This window comes from Lactiplantibacillus xiangfangensis (assembly GCF_001438845.1).
GTDB lineage: Bacteria > Bacillota > Bacilli > Lactobacillales > Lactobacillaceae > Lactiplantibacillus > Lactiplantibacillus xiangfangensis.
Genome location: NZ_JQCL01000068.1, coordinates 67752 through 84263, shown reverse-complemented (window position 1 = coordinate 84263; position 16512 = coordinate 67752). Strand labels below are relative to the sequence as shown.

The 16512-nt window shown below is 45.6% G+C and carries 17 protein-coding genes and 2 tRNA genes; 13 read left to right on the top strand and 6 right to left on the bottom strand.

Annotation, left to right across the window (positions count from 1 at the left end):
* The first annotated feature begins 62 nt into the window (after positions 1-62).
* Together IV64_RS07845 and IV64_RS07840 are read left to right on the top strand one after the other, a co-directional pair.
* Positions 63-136: transfer RNA gene (locus tag IV64_RS07845), tRNA-Met, on the top strand.
* 5 nt (positions 137-141) lie between these two features.
* Positions 142-216 (top strand) — tRNA-Asp (locus IV64_RS07840).
* 925 nt (positions 217-1141) lie between these two features.
* On the opposite strand, the gene IV64_RS07830 is transcribed toward IV64_RS07840, so the two are convergent.
* Positions 1142-1642: a hypothetical protein gene (locus tag IV64_RS07830; RefSeq protein WP_057706714.1), complete on the bottom strand. Its 501-nt coding sequence runs from the start codon at positions 1640-1642 to the stop codon at positions 1142-1144.
* Positions 1643-1795: 153 nt separating this feature from the next.
* On the opposite strand from IV64_RS07830, the gene IV64_RS07825 reads away from it, so the two are divergent.
* The 5 genes from IV64_RS07825 to pepF all read left to right on the top strand — a co-directional run bounded on the left by IV64_RS07825 (position 1796) and on the right by pepF (position 7159).
* Positions 1796-2539 carry an MBL fold metallo-hydrolase gene (locus IV64_RS07825; protein WP_057706720.1) on the top strand — a complete coding sequence of 248 codons (744 nt, stop codon included), beginning with the start codon at positions 1796-1798 and terminating at the stop codon, positions 2537-2539.
* Between the two features lie 291 nt (positions 2540-2830).
* The gene (gene spxA, locus IV64_RS07820; protein WP_057706713.1) at positions 2831-3229 is read left to right on the top strand and encodes a transcriptional regulator SpxA; all 399 of its coding nucleotides are present in this window, start codon (positions 2831-2833) and stop codon (positions 3227-3229) included.
* Between the two features lie 138 nt (positions 3230-3367).
* Positions 3368-4099, top strand: coding sequence for an adaptor protein MecA (locus IV64_RS07815; protein WP_057706712.1), 732 nt, complete (start codon positions 3368-3370; stop codon positions 4097-4099).
* Between the two features lie 89 nt (positions 4100-4188).
* Positions 4189-5274 carry a competence protein CoiA gene (locus IV64_RS07810; RefSeq protein WP_057706711.1) on the top strand — a complete coding sequence of 362 codons (1086 nt, stop codon included), beginning with the start codon at positions 4189-4191 and terminating at the stop codon, positions 5272-5274.
* A 76-nt stretch (positions 5275-5350) separates the two neighbouring features.
* A complete protein-coding gene (gene pepF, locus IV64_RS07805; RefSeq protein WP_057706710.1) occupies positions 5351-7159 on the top strand; it encodes an oligoendopeptidase F in 1809 nt (602 codons plus the stop codon).
* Between the two features lie 86 nt (positions 7160-7245).
* Here pepF and IV64_RS07800 read toward each other — a convergent pair whose 3' ends face one another.
* Complete coding sequence (locus IV64_RS07800; RefSeq protein ID WP_057706709.1) at positions 7246-7881, bottom strand: DsbA family protein; 636 nt, start codon at positions 7879-7881, stop codon at positions 7246-7248.
* Positions 7882-8179: 298 nt separating this feature from the next.
* Between IV64_RS07800 and yjbM the strand changes: the two genes are divergently transcribed.
* Genes yjbM through IV64_RS07785 form a run of 3 tightly spaced genes read left to right on the top strand, consistent with a single transcriptional unit; the run spans position 8180 to position 10526 of the window.
* Positions 8180-8842 carry a GTP diphosphokinase gene (gene yjbM / locus IV64_RS07795; protein WP_057706708.1) on the top strand — a complete coding sequence of 221 codons (663 nt, stop codon included), beginning with the start codon at positions 8180-8182 and terminating at the stop codon, positions 8840-8842.
* Positions 8839-9645 (top strand): NAD kinase, encoded by an 807-nt coding sequence (locus IV64_RS07790; protein WP_057706707.1) that lies wholly within the window; start codon positions 8839-8841, stop codon positions 9643-9645. The genes yjbM and IV64_RS07790 overlap by 4 nt, the downstream gene beginning before the upstream one ends.
* Entirely contained in the window at positions 9642-10526 is an 885-nt protein-coding gene (locus tag IV64_RS07785; protein WP_057706706.1) for an RluA family pseudouridine synthase, read from the top strand. The genes IV64_RS07790 and IV64_RS07785 overlap by 4 nt, the downstream gene beginning before the upstream one ends.
* 65 nt (positions 10527-10591) lie before the next feature.
* On the opposite strand, the gene IV64_RS07780 is transcribed toward IV64_RS07785, so the two are convergent.
* Together IV64_RS07780 and IV64_RS07775 are read right to left on the bottom strand one after the other, a co-directional pair.
* The gene (locus IV64_RS07780) at positions 10592-11230 is read right to left on the bottom strand and encodes a copper homeostasis protein CutC (RefSeq protein WP_057706705.1); all 639 of its coding nucleotides are present in this window, start codon (positions 11228-11230) and stop codon (positions 10592-10594) included.
* Positions 11231-11249: 19 nt separating this feature from the next.
* Positions 11250-12269, bottom strand: coding sequence for a lactonase family protein (locus tag IV64_RS07775; protein ID WP_057706704.1), 1020 nt, complete (start codon positions 12267-12269; stop codon positions 11250-11252).
* Between the two features lie 134 nt (positions 12270-12403).
* On the opposite strand from IV64_RS07775, the gene IV64_RS07770 reads away from it, so the two are divergent.
* Positions 12404-12763: a PTS glucitol/sorbitol transporter subunit IIA gene (locus IV64_RS07770; RefSeq protein WP_057706703.1), complete on the top strand. Its 360-nt coding sequence runs from the start codon at positions 12404-12406 to the stop codon at positions 12761-12763.
* A gap of 12 nt (positions 12764-12775) precedes the next feature.
* Positions 12776-13912 (top strand): AI-2E family transporter, encoded by a 1137-nt coding sequence (locus tag IV64_RS07765; protein ID WP_057706702.1) that lies wholly within the window; start codon positions 12776-12778, stop codon positions 13910-13912.
* A 253-nt stretch (positions 13913-14165) separates the two neighbouring features.
* On the opposite strand, the gene IV64_RS07760 is transcribed toward IV64_RS07765, so the two are convergent.
* Together IV64_RS07760 and rpsN are read right to left on the bottom strand one after the other, a co-directional pair.
* Positions 14166-14738 carry a plasmid pRiA4b ORF-3 family protein gene (locus IV64_RS07760; protein ID WP_057706701.1) on the bottom strand — a complete coding sequence of 191 codons (573 nt, stop codon included), beginning with the start codon at positions 14736-14738 and terminating at the stop codon, positions 14166-14168.
* 279 nt (positions 14739-15017) lie between these two features.
* The gene (gene rpsN / locus IV64_RS07755) at positions 15018-15287 is read right to left on the bottom strand and encodes a 30S ribosomal protein S14 (RefSeq protein WP_057706700.1); all 270 of its coding nucleotides are present in this window, start codon (positions 15285-15287) and stop codon (positions 15018-15020) included.
* 176 nt (positions 15288-15463) lie between these two features.
* Between rpsN and IV64_RS07750 the strand changes: the two genes are divergently transcribed.
* Positions 15464-16318 (top strand): methyltransferase domain-containing protein, encoded by an 855-nt coding sequence (locus tag IV64_RS07750; RefSeq protein ID WP_057706719.1) that lies wholly within the window; start codon positions 15464-15466, stop codon positions 16316-16318.
* Positions 16319-16512 lie beyond the last annotated feature (194 nt).

Below are 16512 nucleotides of genomic sequence, written 5' to 3'. Positions count from 1 at the left end.
TAAGACACTGCCCTTTCACGGCAGTAACATGGGTTCGAATCCCGTAGGGGTCATTATATTATCGCGGGATGGAGCAGTCTGGTAGCTCGTCGGGCTCATAACCCGAAGGTCGTAGGTTCAAACCCTGCTCCCGCAATATTTGGTCCGTTGGTCTAGTTGGTTTAGGACGCCTGCCTGTCACGCAGGAGATCACGAGTTCGAGTCTCGTACGGACCGTCATTTGAAAGACATTCTTAGGAATGTCTTTTTTTGTCTAGTCATAAATATTTTGAACGGCAGGGACGTGCTTAGTTAAAGTTGCTCTAGAAAATTGGGTGTTGATGGATTTCCATCAACACCCAATTTTTTGTGTAAAATAAAAAGGACAAATCTCCTCAATGCACCACTAGCACCGACCAAAGTAAAAGTAAAGGCAAGTGAGAAAAGATGTCCCAAAATCATTTTATCGAAGATACGTTCCAAATGGAAGACCCAAATATTATTTATCCTGATATTGATGGTACCAATCCAAGTAAATGGGATGGTTCCGGCCATACTGCGGTTTGGAACCTATAGGTGGTTTGCTGACAGCATTTCTCTTAGGGCCACGGACAGGCTGAAACAATGATGTATTTGTTCCGGGCTCTACGCCATGTCTGCATGTACCCAGCGACAACCTCGGATAAAAGGGGGATAGAGGCTGACTTTCAACAGCTTGCGTGTTCTATAACAACGCTCAAATCTATATTCTGACTTTCAATCTTTGGAAAAAAATAATTAGTCAATTAAAGGTTGAAAAGTCTAAAACTGCTATCAACACTGTAACAGTAGCGATGGTCATTCCTAAATTATCCGCTCCGTCGGGTGGGACGGTCGTAGCAGAAGTGCGGTCTGCTCCCGCGAGATTGGCAGATAAGAAACACTTGCCAATCTTGCCGACACAGCACACCAAGACTACCCGACTGCGCTCAAAACAGATGAACTATTTTGATTTGGATAATCACATGTCATCAGTGGCAACCGGATTCACTCATAAGTAGTTAATTTGTATTAGTCTAAATATTGATACAACAGTAATCAACCTCTAAGTTTAACTTTCAACCTTTAGTTACCCAATAAAAAAAGTTGCTAGCTTTAAGACTAACAACTTTTTGTTGGTTAATTATGATTTAAGTGACCGTACGAACATGTAGCGACTTTCATGATAATCATAGTCGGAAGTGATGTACTTCGCGAACGGTTTGAATGACTCGCTACGTAGCCAGACGGCGTATTCAGAATCACGGTGCCAATTGGTGACGATGACAAACGCAGCGTCATTCTTAGCTTCCCGTAAAATCATGAAATGTTTCAGCCCATCTGGACGTTCATAGTCGTGGCGGAAACCGCTGAACTTGGAAGTAAATACTTTCTGTTCTTCAATTGGTAAATCAACAAAGATGAAGCTTGTCATTCCATGCCAGTCAGCGGACCCTTTAGAAAGTAATACGTCATAAGTTACCGGACTTGAAAATACGGTAGGTTCACCACTCAAGTCAAGCAGCATATAGCGATCTTCAGTGGCGTTGGCTTGCATTAAGAGTAAGTCACGATCGGCATGTTGCTGTTGGATCATGGTCAAAATCTTGCGCGTCCCAAATGTTGCTGAAATTTTTCCACTCATCAAATATCACTCCTTAATTATTACACTTATATTATACGTGTTTTTCAGGCCAATTGAAAATATGTACGGGTAACGGTTTCATTTTTCTTGAATCCTAAGTTAAAATAGAAGTAATAACTCGTTTTAAAATTCAGCTTGAAGGGAATGGTTTTAGTGAAATTAACAGTCTTAGGTTATTATGGCGGTTATCCGTATGATGGGGTGGGGACAAGTTCCTACCTCGTTACTGCGGGCGATTACCATCTCTTACTCGATTGTGGTTCGGGGGCTTTAAACGCCTTGGAAGAGATTTTAGATCCATTGCAGCTAGATGCAGTTCTACTTTCCCATTATCACCACGATCACACCGCGGACGTCGGTGTTTTACAATATTACTGGCAACTACGTCAGGGTGCCCGTAAAACGCCTGAATTGCCAATTTATGGCCATACAGCGGACCCACTGAACTTTGGTGCGTTAACCTGGGCCGGGGCGACGGTTGGCCGTGCTTATGACCCGGCCGTCGTTAACCCCATCGGGCCGTTTGACGTTAGCTTTATGCCAACTAAACACCCGGTACCAGCCTACGCCGTTAAGATCGTTGAACGAGCGACTGGCGAGCAGCTAACTTTTTCAGCCGATACCGCTTATATTCCACGGCTAGCTGACTTTGCTCAGGGGTCCCAACTACTCATGACTGATACTAACTTTGGTGCTGCTAAGACTGGTAAAATGTGGCATATGACCTCCACTCAGTCGGGTGAAATTGCCAAAGCAGCTCACGCTAAGCGGCTGCTATTGACCCATTTGCCGCAAGATGTACCGTTTGACCAGCTGCGAGATGAAGCTCAAGTGGCAGCTGGAGATGGCGTTCAGGTCATTGTTGCCCAGAAATACTTACAATTAGATTTAGGTTAATATGATAAGACCGGTTTTGAAAAACTGGTCTTTTTTTGACCTGTTGTTTTCAATTGTATTTATAGTAATAATAAGCAAAAACAGAATTGTTCACAATCTAATTAATTACAATTCTGGTTAAAATTGGGACTAAATTAAATGTTATCGAACAGATAATAGAATAGTGTTTAATTATTGCGACGGATTTTATTAATCAATTTTATAAAATCTATTCACAATCAAATCTTAACAGCGTATAATAAATATTGTTATAAAGATAGTTGTGTTGACGATGCTCAAGGAGGAACCCGTATGGTTATTTTATATACCGCACCAAGTTGTACCTCATGTCGCAAAGCCAAGGTTTGGTTACAAACCCACGACATTAATTTCCGCGAACGTAATTTGTTCATCGAACCACTTTCCATTAACGAAATCAAAAGTATTTTACAATTAACCGAAACTGGCACGGAGGAGATTATTTCGACCCGTTCCAAGGCTTTTCAACAGCTAGATGTTGATATTGATGATTTATCATTGACGCAATTGTATGATTTGATTAGTCGCGACCCTAGTTTGTTACGGCGACCAATCATGATAGACGAAAAGCGGCTCCAAGTTGGCTATAACGAAGATGAGATTCGCCGGTTCTTACCACGTAAGATTCGGACACTCGAACTGTTGCGTGCGCAACAATTGGCTAACAGCTAAGTGTGAAAATTGGCTAATTAGGTTGACTAATTAGCCAATTTTTTTATTTTCAGATAGATTACTTTACAATGCGCTGAAATAAGTTAGAATTGTGATAGTGATTATGGCCCTTGACACTTAGAAAGGGGTGGATCTGCAATGGAGATGGAACGAATCAACGAAGACACGATTCGCGTCTTAATCGGCAACGATGATCTCAATGAACGCGGTATTCGCGTGTTGGATTTACTAGGGAATCATAAGCAAATTGAAAGTTTCTTTTATAGCATTCTTGAGGAAGTTGATGTTGATCATCAATTTCAAGATAACGATGCCGTAACTTTCCAAGTATTACCGAATCGAAATGGGTTAGAGTTATTTATTAGTAAAAATAGTGAAAACTTGCAGGATACGATTGCAAAGGCGACTCAGTCACCAAACCAATCGGATGAAGGCACCACACAGGATGACGTTTCAGATTACTTGAAACGCAAACTGATGCAAACTGATACAGATAATAACGATCAGACACAGGGTGTTCAAAGCAATCCGACTAAGGACACCAATGATTTAGATCCATATATCGATGATCCAGATACACCAACTAAGGAATACGTCTTACAATTCGATAGTTTTGAAGATGTTATCTCGTTAGCACAAATGTTTCGTCCGGAGGGGCTAGCTTCGAACTTGTTTAAGTATCGCGACAAGTATTACATGGAGTTAGTGTTCTTCGTGGATCAATCTTCGACCGGCACGATTAAGGATGACGTCTCCGTCGCCCTTGAATATGCTAACTTATCGAAGGTGACTGCCGATGTCTTGCTAGAACATGGTGAAAAAGTCATGTCAAACGCGGCGTTAGAGACAGTTCGTCATTACTTTAAATAAGTTCTATGAACCGCAATCAGGTTGATTGCGGTTTTTTGATACTCTCAGTAACTTTTGGCGTAACTAAAGAGTGAGGGGAGTGGAATTACATGTTGATAGCGGTGGACCAAAGTGCACACTTGACCAATGCGTTGCAGGCCAAGCGGCAGACCGACTATTTTTGTCCGGGGTGTATGGCGCCGGTGACGTTAAAACGGGGGACCGTGACGATTGCACACTTTGCTCACTGTCCCGGTCGAGCGTGTACGACGTTTTCAGAAGGCGAAACGGCAGAGCACTTACTTGGCAAACGACAATTGGCGACTTGGTTTGAGAATAGTGGTTATCAAGTTCAACTGGAGGCACCGCTAGCCCAGTTACATCAACGCCCAGATATTTTAGTTCAAGCGCCGCACCAAGCCCCACTTGCGATTGAATTTCAATGTTCGCCACTTTCCAATCAACGGCTGTGGGAACGAACGGCGGGCTACCGTCAGCATGGTTACCGGGTATTGTGGTTGCTTGGACGGCCATACCACAAGGGTGTGCGGACCCATGGAAAAGCCCTGAAATTTTTACAAAACAGCTCAAACTGGGGCTACTTTGTTTTACTGTGGGATGTTCAAACGAACACGGGGGCCCTAAATTATCACTTAATGAGCCTCGATTGTGAGCCGCTGATGCACCAGGTGCTACGGCTTGACCCTACTCAGGTAATCGTGAATCAAGTCTTAGCGATGCAGCCACCCTTGCGAGCGGTATCAACCATTGCCTACCACTTCCAACATTACCAGCGCAATTTATTGATGGGGCGGTTACGCCAACAAGGCTATCAGCGAGACCTGCAAAACTTTTGTTATCAGCATGGCGGCACTTTACAATTACTCCCAGACTGGGTGGTTCCCATGGTCGCTAAGCCGCCACTACTATCAGTGCCGTACCTAGTCTGGTACTTGCACTTGTTTATCACCTTGCGCGCCCAGTCCGAGTGGATAGCTGATGCTCAGCTACACGATCTTTGCTGGCAAACCCTACGACCACTGTTAGCTCGTAATGCGTGTATTCGGCACCGGGGAATGGTAAATACGACCTTGATTACGGATGTGATTAATGAATTGACGGCACAGCAAGTTTTAGTGGCGACGGCCACGGGATGGCAATTGAATTTAGCACAGTTACGGTGGAAAAAACGGTAAAATCAGACAATTCGGCGAAGTGTGGGAGGATAGTGTGTTAATCTTATTTTAGATTAACTTAATTGGAGGGAAATATATGGTAGCAACAAAACAACTCCCGACACGCGCAGCCGTGCCCGAGGCATTGACTTGGGACCTCACTAAGATTTACGCCGATCAAACGGCATACCGTGAAGATGTTGAGCAAGTTAAGGCTGCTCTACCAACTGTCACGGCGTTAAAAGCACACTTTACCGATAGTGCGGATACCGTTCTAGCCGGTATTCAAGGTGTTTTAGGACTTTACCGTCGCTTGGAAAAAGTCGCCGTTTATGCCAGTCTTAAGAGTGACCAAGATACGGGTAATAGCACTAACGCAGCTTTGGATGATCAAGCAGGGAGCCTAACTGCAAAAGTTTCGGCTGCCACCGCTTGGTTTGAGCCAGCGTTACTGACCTTGAGTCCAGCACAATTGGACCAATTTTTAGATGAAAACGTCGCACTCCGCGATTATCGACATTTATTGGATACGGTACGACTTCAAAAGGGACACGTCCTATCCGAGTCCGAGGAAGCTTTATTAGCGGGTGCTGGGGATATTTTTGATGCGTCCGCTAAGACGTTTGGGGTTTTAAACAACGCCGACTTTGATTTTCCAACGGTTCAAGATGAAGCTGGTAACCCAGTCAAACTCTCACAGGGGATTTACGGTGTCTTGTTGGAATCGGTGCAACCCGCTGTTCGCCGGCAAGCGTTTGAGGCTTTGTATAAAGTTTACGGCCAGTTCCGTCGAACGCTAGCATCAACCCTAGCTAGTCAAGTCAAAGTGCATAACTTTGTTGCCCAGGCGCACCATTATCCCGATGCGCGGACTGCAGCGTTGGCCGCCAACCAAATTCCAACGTCGGTCTATGATTCATTGGTTAGTTCAGTCGATAACCACTTGGCTTTACTTCACCGTTACGTTGCCCTGCGGAAGAAGATCCTAGGTGTCGATGAACTGCATATGTATGATCTGTATACGCCACTGACAAAGAAGCCCGCTGTTAATTACACTTATGAGCGTGCTCAGGGGACGGCGTTACAAGCTTTAAAGGTTCTGGGCCCGGATTACTTAAAACACGTTAAAACGGCGTTTAATTCGCGTTGGATTGATGTCGTTGAAAACCAGGGTAAACGTAGCGGCGCGTACTCGTCAGGAATGTACGATACGGCACCGTATATCTTACTTAACTGGCAGGATAATATCGATAACCTCTACACGCTAGTCCACGAGATGGGACACAGCATGCATTCGTACCTGACGACGCATAACCAGCCTTACCAATACGGGGATTATTCGATCTTTGTCGCAGAAATTGCGTCGACGACCAATGAAAATCTCTTAACAAACTATTTCTTGGCGCACGAAACTGATCCGCAAATGCGGGCCTACGTCTTGAATTACTACCTAGATGGGTTTAAGGGGACCGTGTTCCGTCAGACCCAGTTCGCGGAATTTGAACAGTGGTTACACGAACAGGATGCTGCCGGACAAGCCTTGACTGCTGACCGGCTATCTAAGTATTATTTGCAACTCAATCAACGTTATTATGGTGATGCGGTTGTCAGTGATCCGCAGATTGCGGACGAATGGTCACGGATTCCGCATTTCTATTACAATTACTACGTTTACCAGTATGCAACGGGATTTGCGGCCGCATCGACGCTCGCCGAACGTATGACGACTAATCAGCCAGACGCGGTCAAGGATTACCTGGGCTACTTAAAGGCGGGGTCATCAGCGTTTCCAATCGATGTGATGCACGCTGCTGGCGTTGATATGACGAAACCGACTTACTTGGATGACGCCTTCAAGGTGTTTGAAGAACGGTTGGATGAGTTTGAACAGTTAGTGACGAAATAAATTCTAAGTTCGAACAAGCATAAGAAAAGGCCCTGACGATTAAGTTCGTCGGGCCTTTTCTTTAACAGAATAATTGCTATTACTCATTATAAGACGTGGAGCTGTGCGGTATTACCGTTCGCACAGTTGGTGGTCCGTTGGGTTAGATCATCGTGGAATGGATCAAGATGTCCATTGACGAGGTCAAAGAGGGTGTCGTAGTTGAAATGTTCCAATAAAACACCGTAGTCATATTGGTCACAGTCAAAAACGACGGCCGAAGAGGCTTCAGTAATGTTCATTTCTGAGGCTAAGCGTTGATCAGCTTGAAAAGCTTGTTTAGCGAGATGCCCATTACGATCTTCCATAAACATGTCAAGATCGATTTTGCAATCACGCGCCACCTGTTTAACGAGCGTTTCTGAGTAGTGCTGCTTGGTCTTTAACATTGCGGATTGCAACGCAATTAGAAAATTACGACCACGTTTTTTGCCTTGGAAAAGTGCTGCTTTATAGTCTAAAATAACTCGATACAGGGTCTGAGACTGCCGGTTTTGCGCCTGCCAGTCTGAAGCCTTAATCCCTTGTGACTTCAACGCCCGTTGAACAACGTTGATATTTAACAACGGTACGAATTGAAATTGAATTTGCTTGTCCGAATCGTTGGCTAACCGTAAAACGTTGTGTTCATCTTGCACACATTGGGTTGCCAATGGATTCACAAATAAATACACTTCTAACACGTCATAATTCCTCCACTTTCTCTATTCGCATCATAGTGCAGAATACCAAAACACCCTAGGTATTTGCAAGTTTTTAATTTCATAACTTTGTTAATTCTCACCATGGATTAATCGTTCCTTTGATTAAACCTTCGAGCATCATCATGCACCGATTTACAGTATTCGTAAAGTAATCTGTTTCTAATCCGGCGCTTGAGCCGGTTGTTAATGTTAATTGTTAAACTGAGTAACGTTCATTTTTTATTCTGATGAATTATGGTAAAATTTTAAAGGTATGGATTGAAACGGAGGTGCTCCGATGGAAGATTGGAACCATTTTTTATTGCCTTATCAACAAGCCGTTGACGAGCTTAAAGTCAAATTGCGGGGAATGCGCAAACAATTTCGCGATTTGAATCAGCACGAACCCATTGAATTTGTGACCGGACGAGTGAAACCGGTCGATAGTATTAAAGAAAAAATGGTTCGGCGCAAGGTCCAAGAAGATCGCTTAGAGCAAGATATGCAAGACATCGCGGGACTTAGAATTATGTGCCAATTTGTCGAGGATATTTATCAAGTTGTGGACCTGTTACGCAAGCGCACGGACATGACGATTCTGGAAGAACGTGATTATATTAGTAACGAGAAGCCGTCTGGTTATCGTTCGTATCACATTGTGATCGAGTATCCAGTCCAAATGGTCGGTGGGGAAAAGAAAATCTTAGCCGAGATTCAAGTGCGGACACTTGCCATGAACTTCTGGGCGACCATTGAACATTCGTTAAACTATAAATATCAAGGCGATTTTCCTGAAAACTTGAGTCAGCGGTTGCAACGTGCTGCCGAAGCGGCTTTTAGTTTGGATAAGGAAATGTCTGAAATTCGTGAAGAAATCCAAGAAGCCCAAAGCCTGTTCTCGTATGGCAAGGGCGCTCAAAACGAGGACCCCACGTCAACAAAGGAAGATAACAATCAATGAAAGTAACGATTTTTGCCAACTCAAACCCGAAAACTAAGAAGGTCGCCGCTGACTTACACCAAGAATTAGTAGCGGCGGGTTTTGATATTGATGATGTGCATCCGGACGTCGTCTTATCCGTTGGTGGGGATGGTACCCTGTTGTCCGCCTTTCACCATTACAGTCACATGGTTGATCAGGTCCGGTTTGTCGGTGTCCATACGGGACATTTAGGCTTCTATACGGACTGGCGGGACTATGAGATCGGTCAATTGGTCGAAGGCCTCAAGCAAGACAACGGTCAAAGCGTCACGTACCCGTTGCTGTCAGTTAAAATCACTTATGCGGATACTGACGTCACGGATACTTATTTAGCGCTGAATGAATCGACTTTAAAAAAACTTGGCAGTACCATGGTTGCCGACGTCTATATTCAAGATGAGTTGTTTGAACGCTTCCGTGGGGATGGGCTATGTATTTCAACACCTACTGGGTCGACGGCTTATAACAAGTCGGTCGGTGGGGCTGTGATCCATCCACGCCTGGACGCGCTACAGATGGCAGAAATTGCATCGATCAATAACCGCGTGTTCCGGACACTGGGCTCGCCGGTTATCGTTGCGCCGTATGAAACCATTACGATCAAACCGCAACAACAGTCGCAATCACACTTTATTTTCACGGCTGACCAAACGGATACGCAACCGCGGCCAATTGAAAAAATTTGTTATTCAATTGCTAATCGACGGATTGCCTTTGCACAACACCGGCATAACCGTTTCTGGAAACGGGTTGGGACGTCCTTCATCGGGTTGGACGAATGAAGTTCACTTGGATGAATACCAGTACCACGCCGATGAAAGTCAAGACCTTACTAAGTGAGCACGGGGTGACCCGGAGTTTGCTGAAAAAGGTCAAGTTTCACGGGGGTGCGATTCTGGTCGACGGGCGCCCCGTCTTGGCCATCCACATGTTACATGGTGGGGAACAAGTCACGATGGAAACACCGGCAGAAATCGGCAACGACCACCTAGGTGTGTCTTCACTGCCCATCAATATCTTGTATGAAGACCGGGATTTCTTGATTATTAATAAGCCCGCTGGGGTGGCGTCGGTTCCAGCCCACGCGCTACCGGATAACACCTTAGCCAACCGGGTCAAGGGTTATTACCGTGAGCAGGGGTACGATAACGAGGTCGTGCACATTACGACCCGGTTAGACCGGGATACCAGTGGCATTGTGCTGTTTGCGAAGCACCACTTTGCGCACTCAATCATTGATCATCAATTGAAAGCGCACGCGATGCGCAAAATGTATTTGGCTGTCGTTAGTGGGACCTTAAATGCTGATCACGGGTGGTTAGACCAACCAATTGGGCGTGCGGCGGACTCGTTTATCAAACGGACCGTGACGCCGGATGGCAAACCATCCTTGACCGAGTATTGGGTAGTGAAACGACTGGCAGATAAAACCGTTGTCCGGGTCAGGTTACATACGGGGCGGACGCATCAAATTCGTGTGCACTTCGCCGCGGCGGGCCACCCGCTCATCGGGGATCAGCTATACGGTGGTCCGAGTGATCCCGCAATTGACCGGCAAGCGTTGCACTGTATGCAACTCCAGTTCGATGATCCGTTTATCGATCAGACCTTAACGACCTTTGCGCCGTTGCCGGCTGATTTAGCACGGTTGATTACAACCTAAACAGGATAAAAAAAGCGGTCATTCAGAGTTTTTCGATAACTCTGAATGACCGCTTTTAGTCACGCTTAATAGTTAATAATCTTAGTACCGTGTGCTTGCGGCACGTTGAGCGCGGTTACGATACGATCGACGTTGTCTGCCGTGACGCCACCACCAGGTAAAATTTGAATGCGTTGATCCGCTAAATCAATCGTTGCTTTTAATTGTGGTAAGCAGTCCATGATTGGTTTGCTCAGTGGGCCACCGTGAGTCAAAATGCGGTCGACGTCGTGGTCAACCAGCCAATCCATTGCGGGAGCTTGCTGATCAGGTGCTAAAGCATCAAAGGCCATGTGGAAAGTGACGCTCATCCCACCAGCGGCACCAACGAGTAGTGCCATGGCTTCGGTATCGAGCTGGCCATCTTTGGTGAGGGCACCCAGTGCAACGCCGTCAACGCCTAAAGATTGTGCCTGCAAAAGGTCGGCTTCCATAATTTTTAATTCGGTATCGTTATAAACAAAGTCACCACCGCGGGGGCGAATCATGGTTACCAAGGTTACGCCGTGTTCCTGGGTATACTTGGCCGCTTCTGCCATGACACCGCGACTAACGGTTGTCCCACCGACGGCTAAATTATCATTTAATTCGATTCGGTTAGCGCCGGCTGCGATTGCTGCTGGAATATTGGTGAAGTTTTCAAGGGCTACTTCTTTTAATAACATGCCATTCATCCTTTACGTTTTAGAATCGGACACAGACGCCTTCAGGGACGAGGATGTCCTTTTGTACTAGACTTAGTTTACCACTAGTAATGTCCCGTGCGTATAACGTTGCGTTGTCAGTGTTTTGGTTGACTACCACGACGAATTCTTCGGTTGGATCTAAATCGAAGTCGCGAGGAAAGTCACCTTCAGTACTGATTTGTTGGATTAAGGTCAGACTACCATCAGCTGCAACGGCAAATACGGCGATACTGTTATAACCGCGGTTAGAAACGTATAGGAACTGGCCGTCATGGCTCATCCGAATGGCAGCGGCCCCGTTATGATCCGTGTAGTCCGCTGGGATGGTCTTAACAATGCCCAGTTGTTCGAAACTCCCGTCGGTTGCATTATAGCGGAGACTCGCAATTTGGCTAGAAAGTTCACCAGCTAGAAAAGCAAACTGTCCGTCTGGTGAGAAGACGAGGTGCCGGGGGCCGAAGCCTGGTTCCATGGTTAAAACGGATTGTTGGCTAAGTTTACCGGCATCGCTGACGTTATAAACGTAAACTTTGTCAGCTCCCAGATCAACAACGGCTAACCGGTTGTCTGGCGTTAAGTCCGTGTAGTGAATGTGTGATTCGGTTTGTTCTGGGCGGGGACCGCTACCGCTGTGTTGCACTTGGTCAACGAGTTCCAGTGCACCGTCAGCCGCAATCTTTAATACTTCTGCCGTTCCCTTGTGGTAATTAGCACTGTAGACGAGTTGCCGTGCTTCATCGACAGCCACGTATGCGGGTGGGGTCCCGGGGGCAATCACGGCGTTAAGTTTATTCGCCGTTTTACCATTAAGTTGCCAAGCCGCAACCCCGCCATCGTTGTCTTCTTTGTCAACACTGTAAAGCCGATCCTTGGCGGAAAGTGCCAAGTAAGTAGGGTTTTGCGTAGCTGCTAATAAGCCGTCGTTTGTGAGGGTTTTCGCCGTCGTGTCCAGGGTTCCTTGATAGATTCCCTGACTAGTTTTTTTTGTATAAGTTCCAAATAAAACGCGTTCTTGCATGTCAAAAAAGCCTCCTTGAGTAATAAATTCAGTATAGCATAATTCTTTAAAGTGTAAGCGATGACAAATTGGCACGAAACTTTAGGGCTATGCTACAATTAGAGCAAATCAGAAAAGAATGGGAGTCCGATATCATGGCAATAATGGCAACTATTTCGGCGATCGGTGCAAACGCCATCGACCCGAAGGAACCAATTTTAGTTTTCTTTGACGAGACTGCAACGGAATCAATTCAACAAATCGCGGTCCTTCAAAAATTCGATGCACCAATGCACACGTTATCTTTAGAAGAAGGTAGCCAAATCAAAATTGATGACCAAACGTACACGGTTGCTTTTGCGGGTGGTTTGGTGGCAGCTAATTTGACGTCAATCGGTCACGCCACCTTGTACTTTAGTGCGGTTCCTCAAAAACCGATGGAAAATGGCATCTATTTGACGCCCACCACGTTGCCAGAGATTCACGTCGGTAGTGTGATAACGTATTTGCCTTAGGGGTGTGATTGATTGAAACCAAACGTGACCAAGTCCCGTCTTGGTAGCCAACGGGTGATCCGTGGCTTGTTAATAATATTATTGATCTTAGCCATCTTGTTTTTGGGTAAGCAAGTTGACTGGGTGTGGACCCCAATCCGGCAGCTTTTTAGTATCGTTGGGTTTCCGGTGATTTTAGCGGGGGTCTTGTACTACTTGATGAATCCGTTAGTCGACCGGTTAGAACGAAAATATCACGTTCGCCGGGTTTGGACGATTATCGGGTTGTTTGTCATTATTATCGTGGTGATCGTATTAGGAATCGTTGCCATTATTCCGACGATTCGAACGCAGACACTGACGATCATTAATGATTGGCCGACTTATTGGCAAAACGCCGTTAATGAGACGAACAAGTGGATCAATGATCCGCAACTGAGTGGACTGCGCGATCAAATTGATCAATTTAATACGGACGCTAGCAAACTACTTAGCGGTCGCTTTTCAAAATACTTGACGGGCACCGTCTCGTCTTTAACGAGTGTCTTTAGTACGGTAGTAACCGTGATTATTGGGTTGATCACGGCACCGTTTATCCTGTTTTACCTTTTGCGGGATGGACACCAGTTGCCAGCGTACTTGGCAAAGTTTGTGCCAACTAAGGCTAGAAGCAGTTTCTTAACCATGCTGAACGAAATCAACAGCCAAGTTAGTAACTATATCCGCGGGCAGTTGACGGTTGCGTTCTTCGTTGCAATCATGTTTGCAATCGGGTATAGCATTATCGGCCTGAAGTTTGCGCTGACGCTCGGAATTGCTGCGGGTATTTTGAATCTGATTCCATACTTAGGGTCGTTTCTGGCCATGGTCCCATCCGTGGTTATCGCCTTAGTAACGTCACCGTGGATGTTAGTACAAGTTTTAATCGTATTTGTCATTGAACAGACGATTGAAGGGCGCATTATTTCCCCGTTAGTTTTGGGGAGCAGTCTCGCCATTCATCCCGTCACGATCTTAATTGTCTTGTTAGCCGCCGGGAAAATTTTTGGCTTGATGGGGGTTATCTTCGGAATTCCGGGATATGCCATCATCAAAGTACTATGGACCCATTTATTTGGTTGGTACCGGCAAAATTCGCCGTTATATACAACGGAAAAGTCCAAAGAGTGAATTTGAAATAAATTGTTTAGAGGCCCACTGATTGTTTTTTATCAGTCGGCCTTTTTTATGCAACGGGTAAAATTCAAAAAGCCATCCAGAAAATTTTCTGAATGACTTTCCTGGTGTTATGGTCGAAACGTGTGACAAAGGGCAGTTTGTTTCGCTTAACCCGAAATCGGCGGCCATTCCAAGCCCAGGAATAATCGCCGATTTCACGTTAATGCTCACATACTAACCGCCATTTGTCGCACCCTTGTCAACGTTAAAAATCTTCGTTTAATTCACTAATTGGTGCTAGGCCAAGGTTCTCGGTATGCACCATCTGTTCGCCGGCACGGGACCACAGCCATAGCCGCTTATTTAGGGCCGCTTTATCGAACTTTTCGGGTTCTGGTAATATTTTACCAGCCACTTCATCATAACTAGCGTTTTCAGGAACGTTATTACCACGGTAAGTGATACAACTAGGTACTGCAATTCCTGGTAAGTCCGCAAACGTGATGATTTTGTTTAATGAGATCAGATGGTCCCACGTGGCGCCAAAGTCATACGTATAGACGATGTCGGCTTGTAATAAATCAGGGTAGACGTAGGATTGGGTAGTTAGAAGCTCATCGTCGTCAAAGCCCATACCCGTTAATGTTGGGACGTATTGCCGGGGCTGCCCCTGGGGTTGGAAACTGTACAAGTGGGAATTATCCCAGCCAAATGCGAGTTGAATCAAGACGTGTAATTGATCATAGCGAATCGACAACGGCACAACTAACTTCCGGTAAACCGCGGGATGCACTTCCGCTAACTTAATCATTAATTCCATTGCAGCAGCATTATCCATCTTACAACACCTTCGACTTTCCTTGGTGGTCTAATTGTCAGATCATTTAAGCCATGTTTTAGGACTCCGTCAATCAAACCTCATATTATCGTTATTATAGCATCAACAACGCGTGATGAGGGTGTGAAAATGGGGTGCTGATTTGCTGAGTAGTTTCAACGGCGGCAAGCGTTGTGGAAAAATTTTCAATCAAAAAAAGCGGCAGTGACAAAGGTCCCAATGAGGGTCTTGTCACTACCGTTTATTTTAGTGGATGTTCAAACTAGTTCAGGGTCACAATTACCAGCTGGCTTTTTTGACACCAGGGATTTGACCCGCGTGTGCGAGCCGGCGGAAGTTAAGCCGAGACATCCCGAACTTACGTAGGTAAGCGTGTGGTCGGCCGTCTAACGTGTCGCGTCGGTGAATCCGAACGGGGGAAGCGTTGCGTGGCAATTCTGCCAAGCCCGCATAGTCACCCGCAGCCTTCAATTCGGCACGCTTAGTCGCGTAACGGGCAACGGTTGCTTCGATCTTTTTCTCTTTGGCAATTTTTGATTTTTTAGCCATTTGAATCATGCTCCTTTATGATTGGTGTGTGCAATCCGGTCACAAATTCATTTGGACAACTTAAGTCGTTTTTTTAGAACGTCAACTAGAATACCATGGGCAAATCGTAATTGCTACTATCTTGCTTGAAGGGGTATGGTATCATTAAGAAAATTAACCGAGGTAGGGTGGATAACGTGAAGAAAATAGAACGCGGGATGCAGTTTGTGCAAGCTAACTTGGACCGCTTTCGCTGCTTAGTCTGTGACCAGGCCTATACTGAAATTAAGGATCACACATTGTGGTGTCCCAATGGGCATCAGGTCGACTTTTCTAAAAAAGGGACCTTGTACTTTTTAACGCATCAGGTTCAAAGTGAATATAACGCGGACATGTTAGCGGCTCGCCGGCGCGTATTGCAGGCTGGATTCTTTGGTCCAATCGTGGCTGCCATCAATGAAGCGTTGCCAGCAACACCGCAACGAATTTTGGATATTGGGAGTGGTGAAGGAACGCCCCTAGCTGATTTACTGGTCCGCCACGCAAATCAAAAAGACGTTGGAATCGGTTTTGATATCAGCAAGGACGGCGTCAACTTAGCTACTCAGCTGGAAACGCCAGCGTACTATTGTGTGGCCGACTTAGCCCAGTTACCGTTTACCGACGGCGCCTTTACGGCAATTATGGATGTCTTTTCTCCGTCGGCTTATGCGGAATTTGAACGGGTTCTTAGTCCCGGTGGTCAACTACTGAAAATCGTGCCTAATCCTGAATACTTAGTCGAGTTGCGGCACCTGTTATTTAAGTCGACTGATCGGCAATACCAATACGATAACCAACGGGTGTTAGACTTATTTAAGCAGCATTATCCGGACGCTGAAACGAAGCGTATTCGTTATCAGTTCGATTTAAGTCAGGTTGTGTTTGAAGACTTACTCGTCATGACCCCGTTACATTGGGGCGCGGACGAGGCTAGTTTAGCAGCTGCAAGGGAGCAGGGGCTAAAAACGATTACCGTGGACGTCAGCTTATTGATGACGCACAAGCGCTAATTAGTGAAGCTTGCATCATTATTTTGTGGGTGTTAAGATAACCTGTGAGAAATCGTTTGGCAGTTAACATCGATTCAGTTCGTTGGTGACTACCGAGTTGTACTTCATTAACGTAGCGTTTCGCCGTGCCCACACCGAAATACTACGTTTTTTACTGTCTAAAAAGCCGTTTCAAAGTTTTGATCACAAAACTT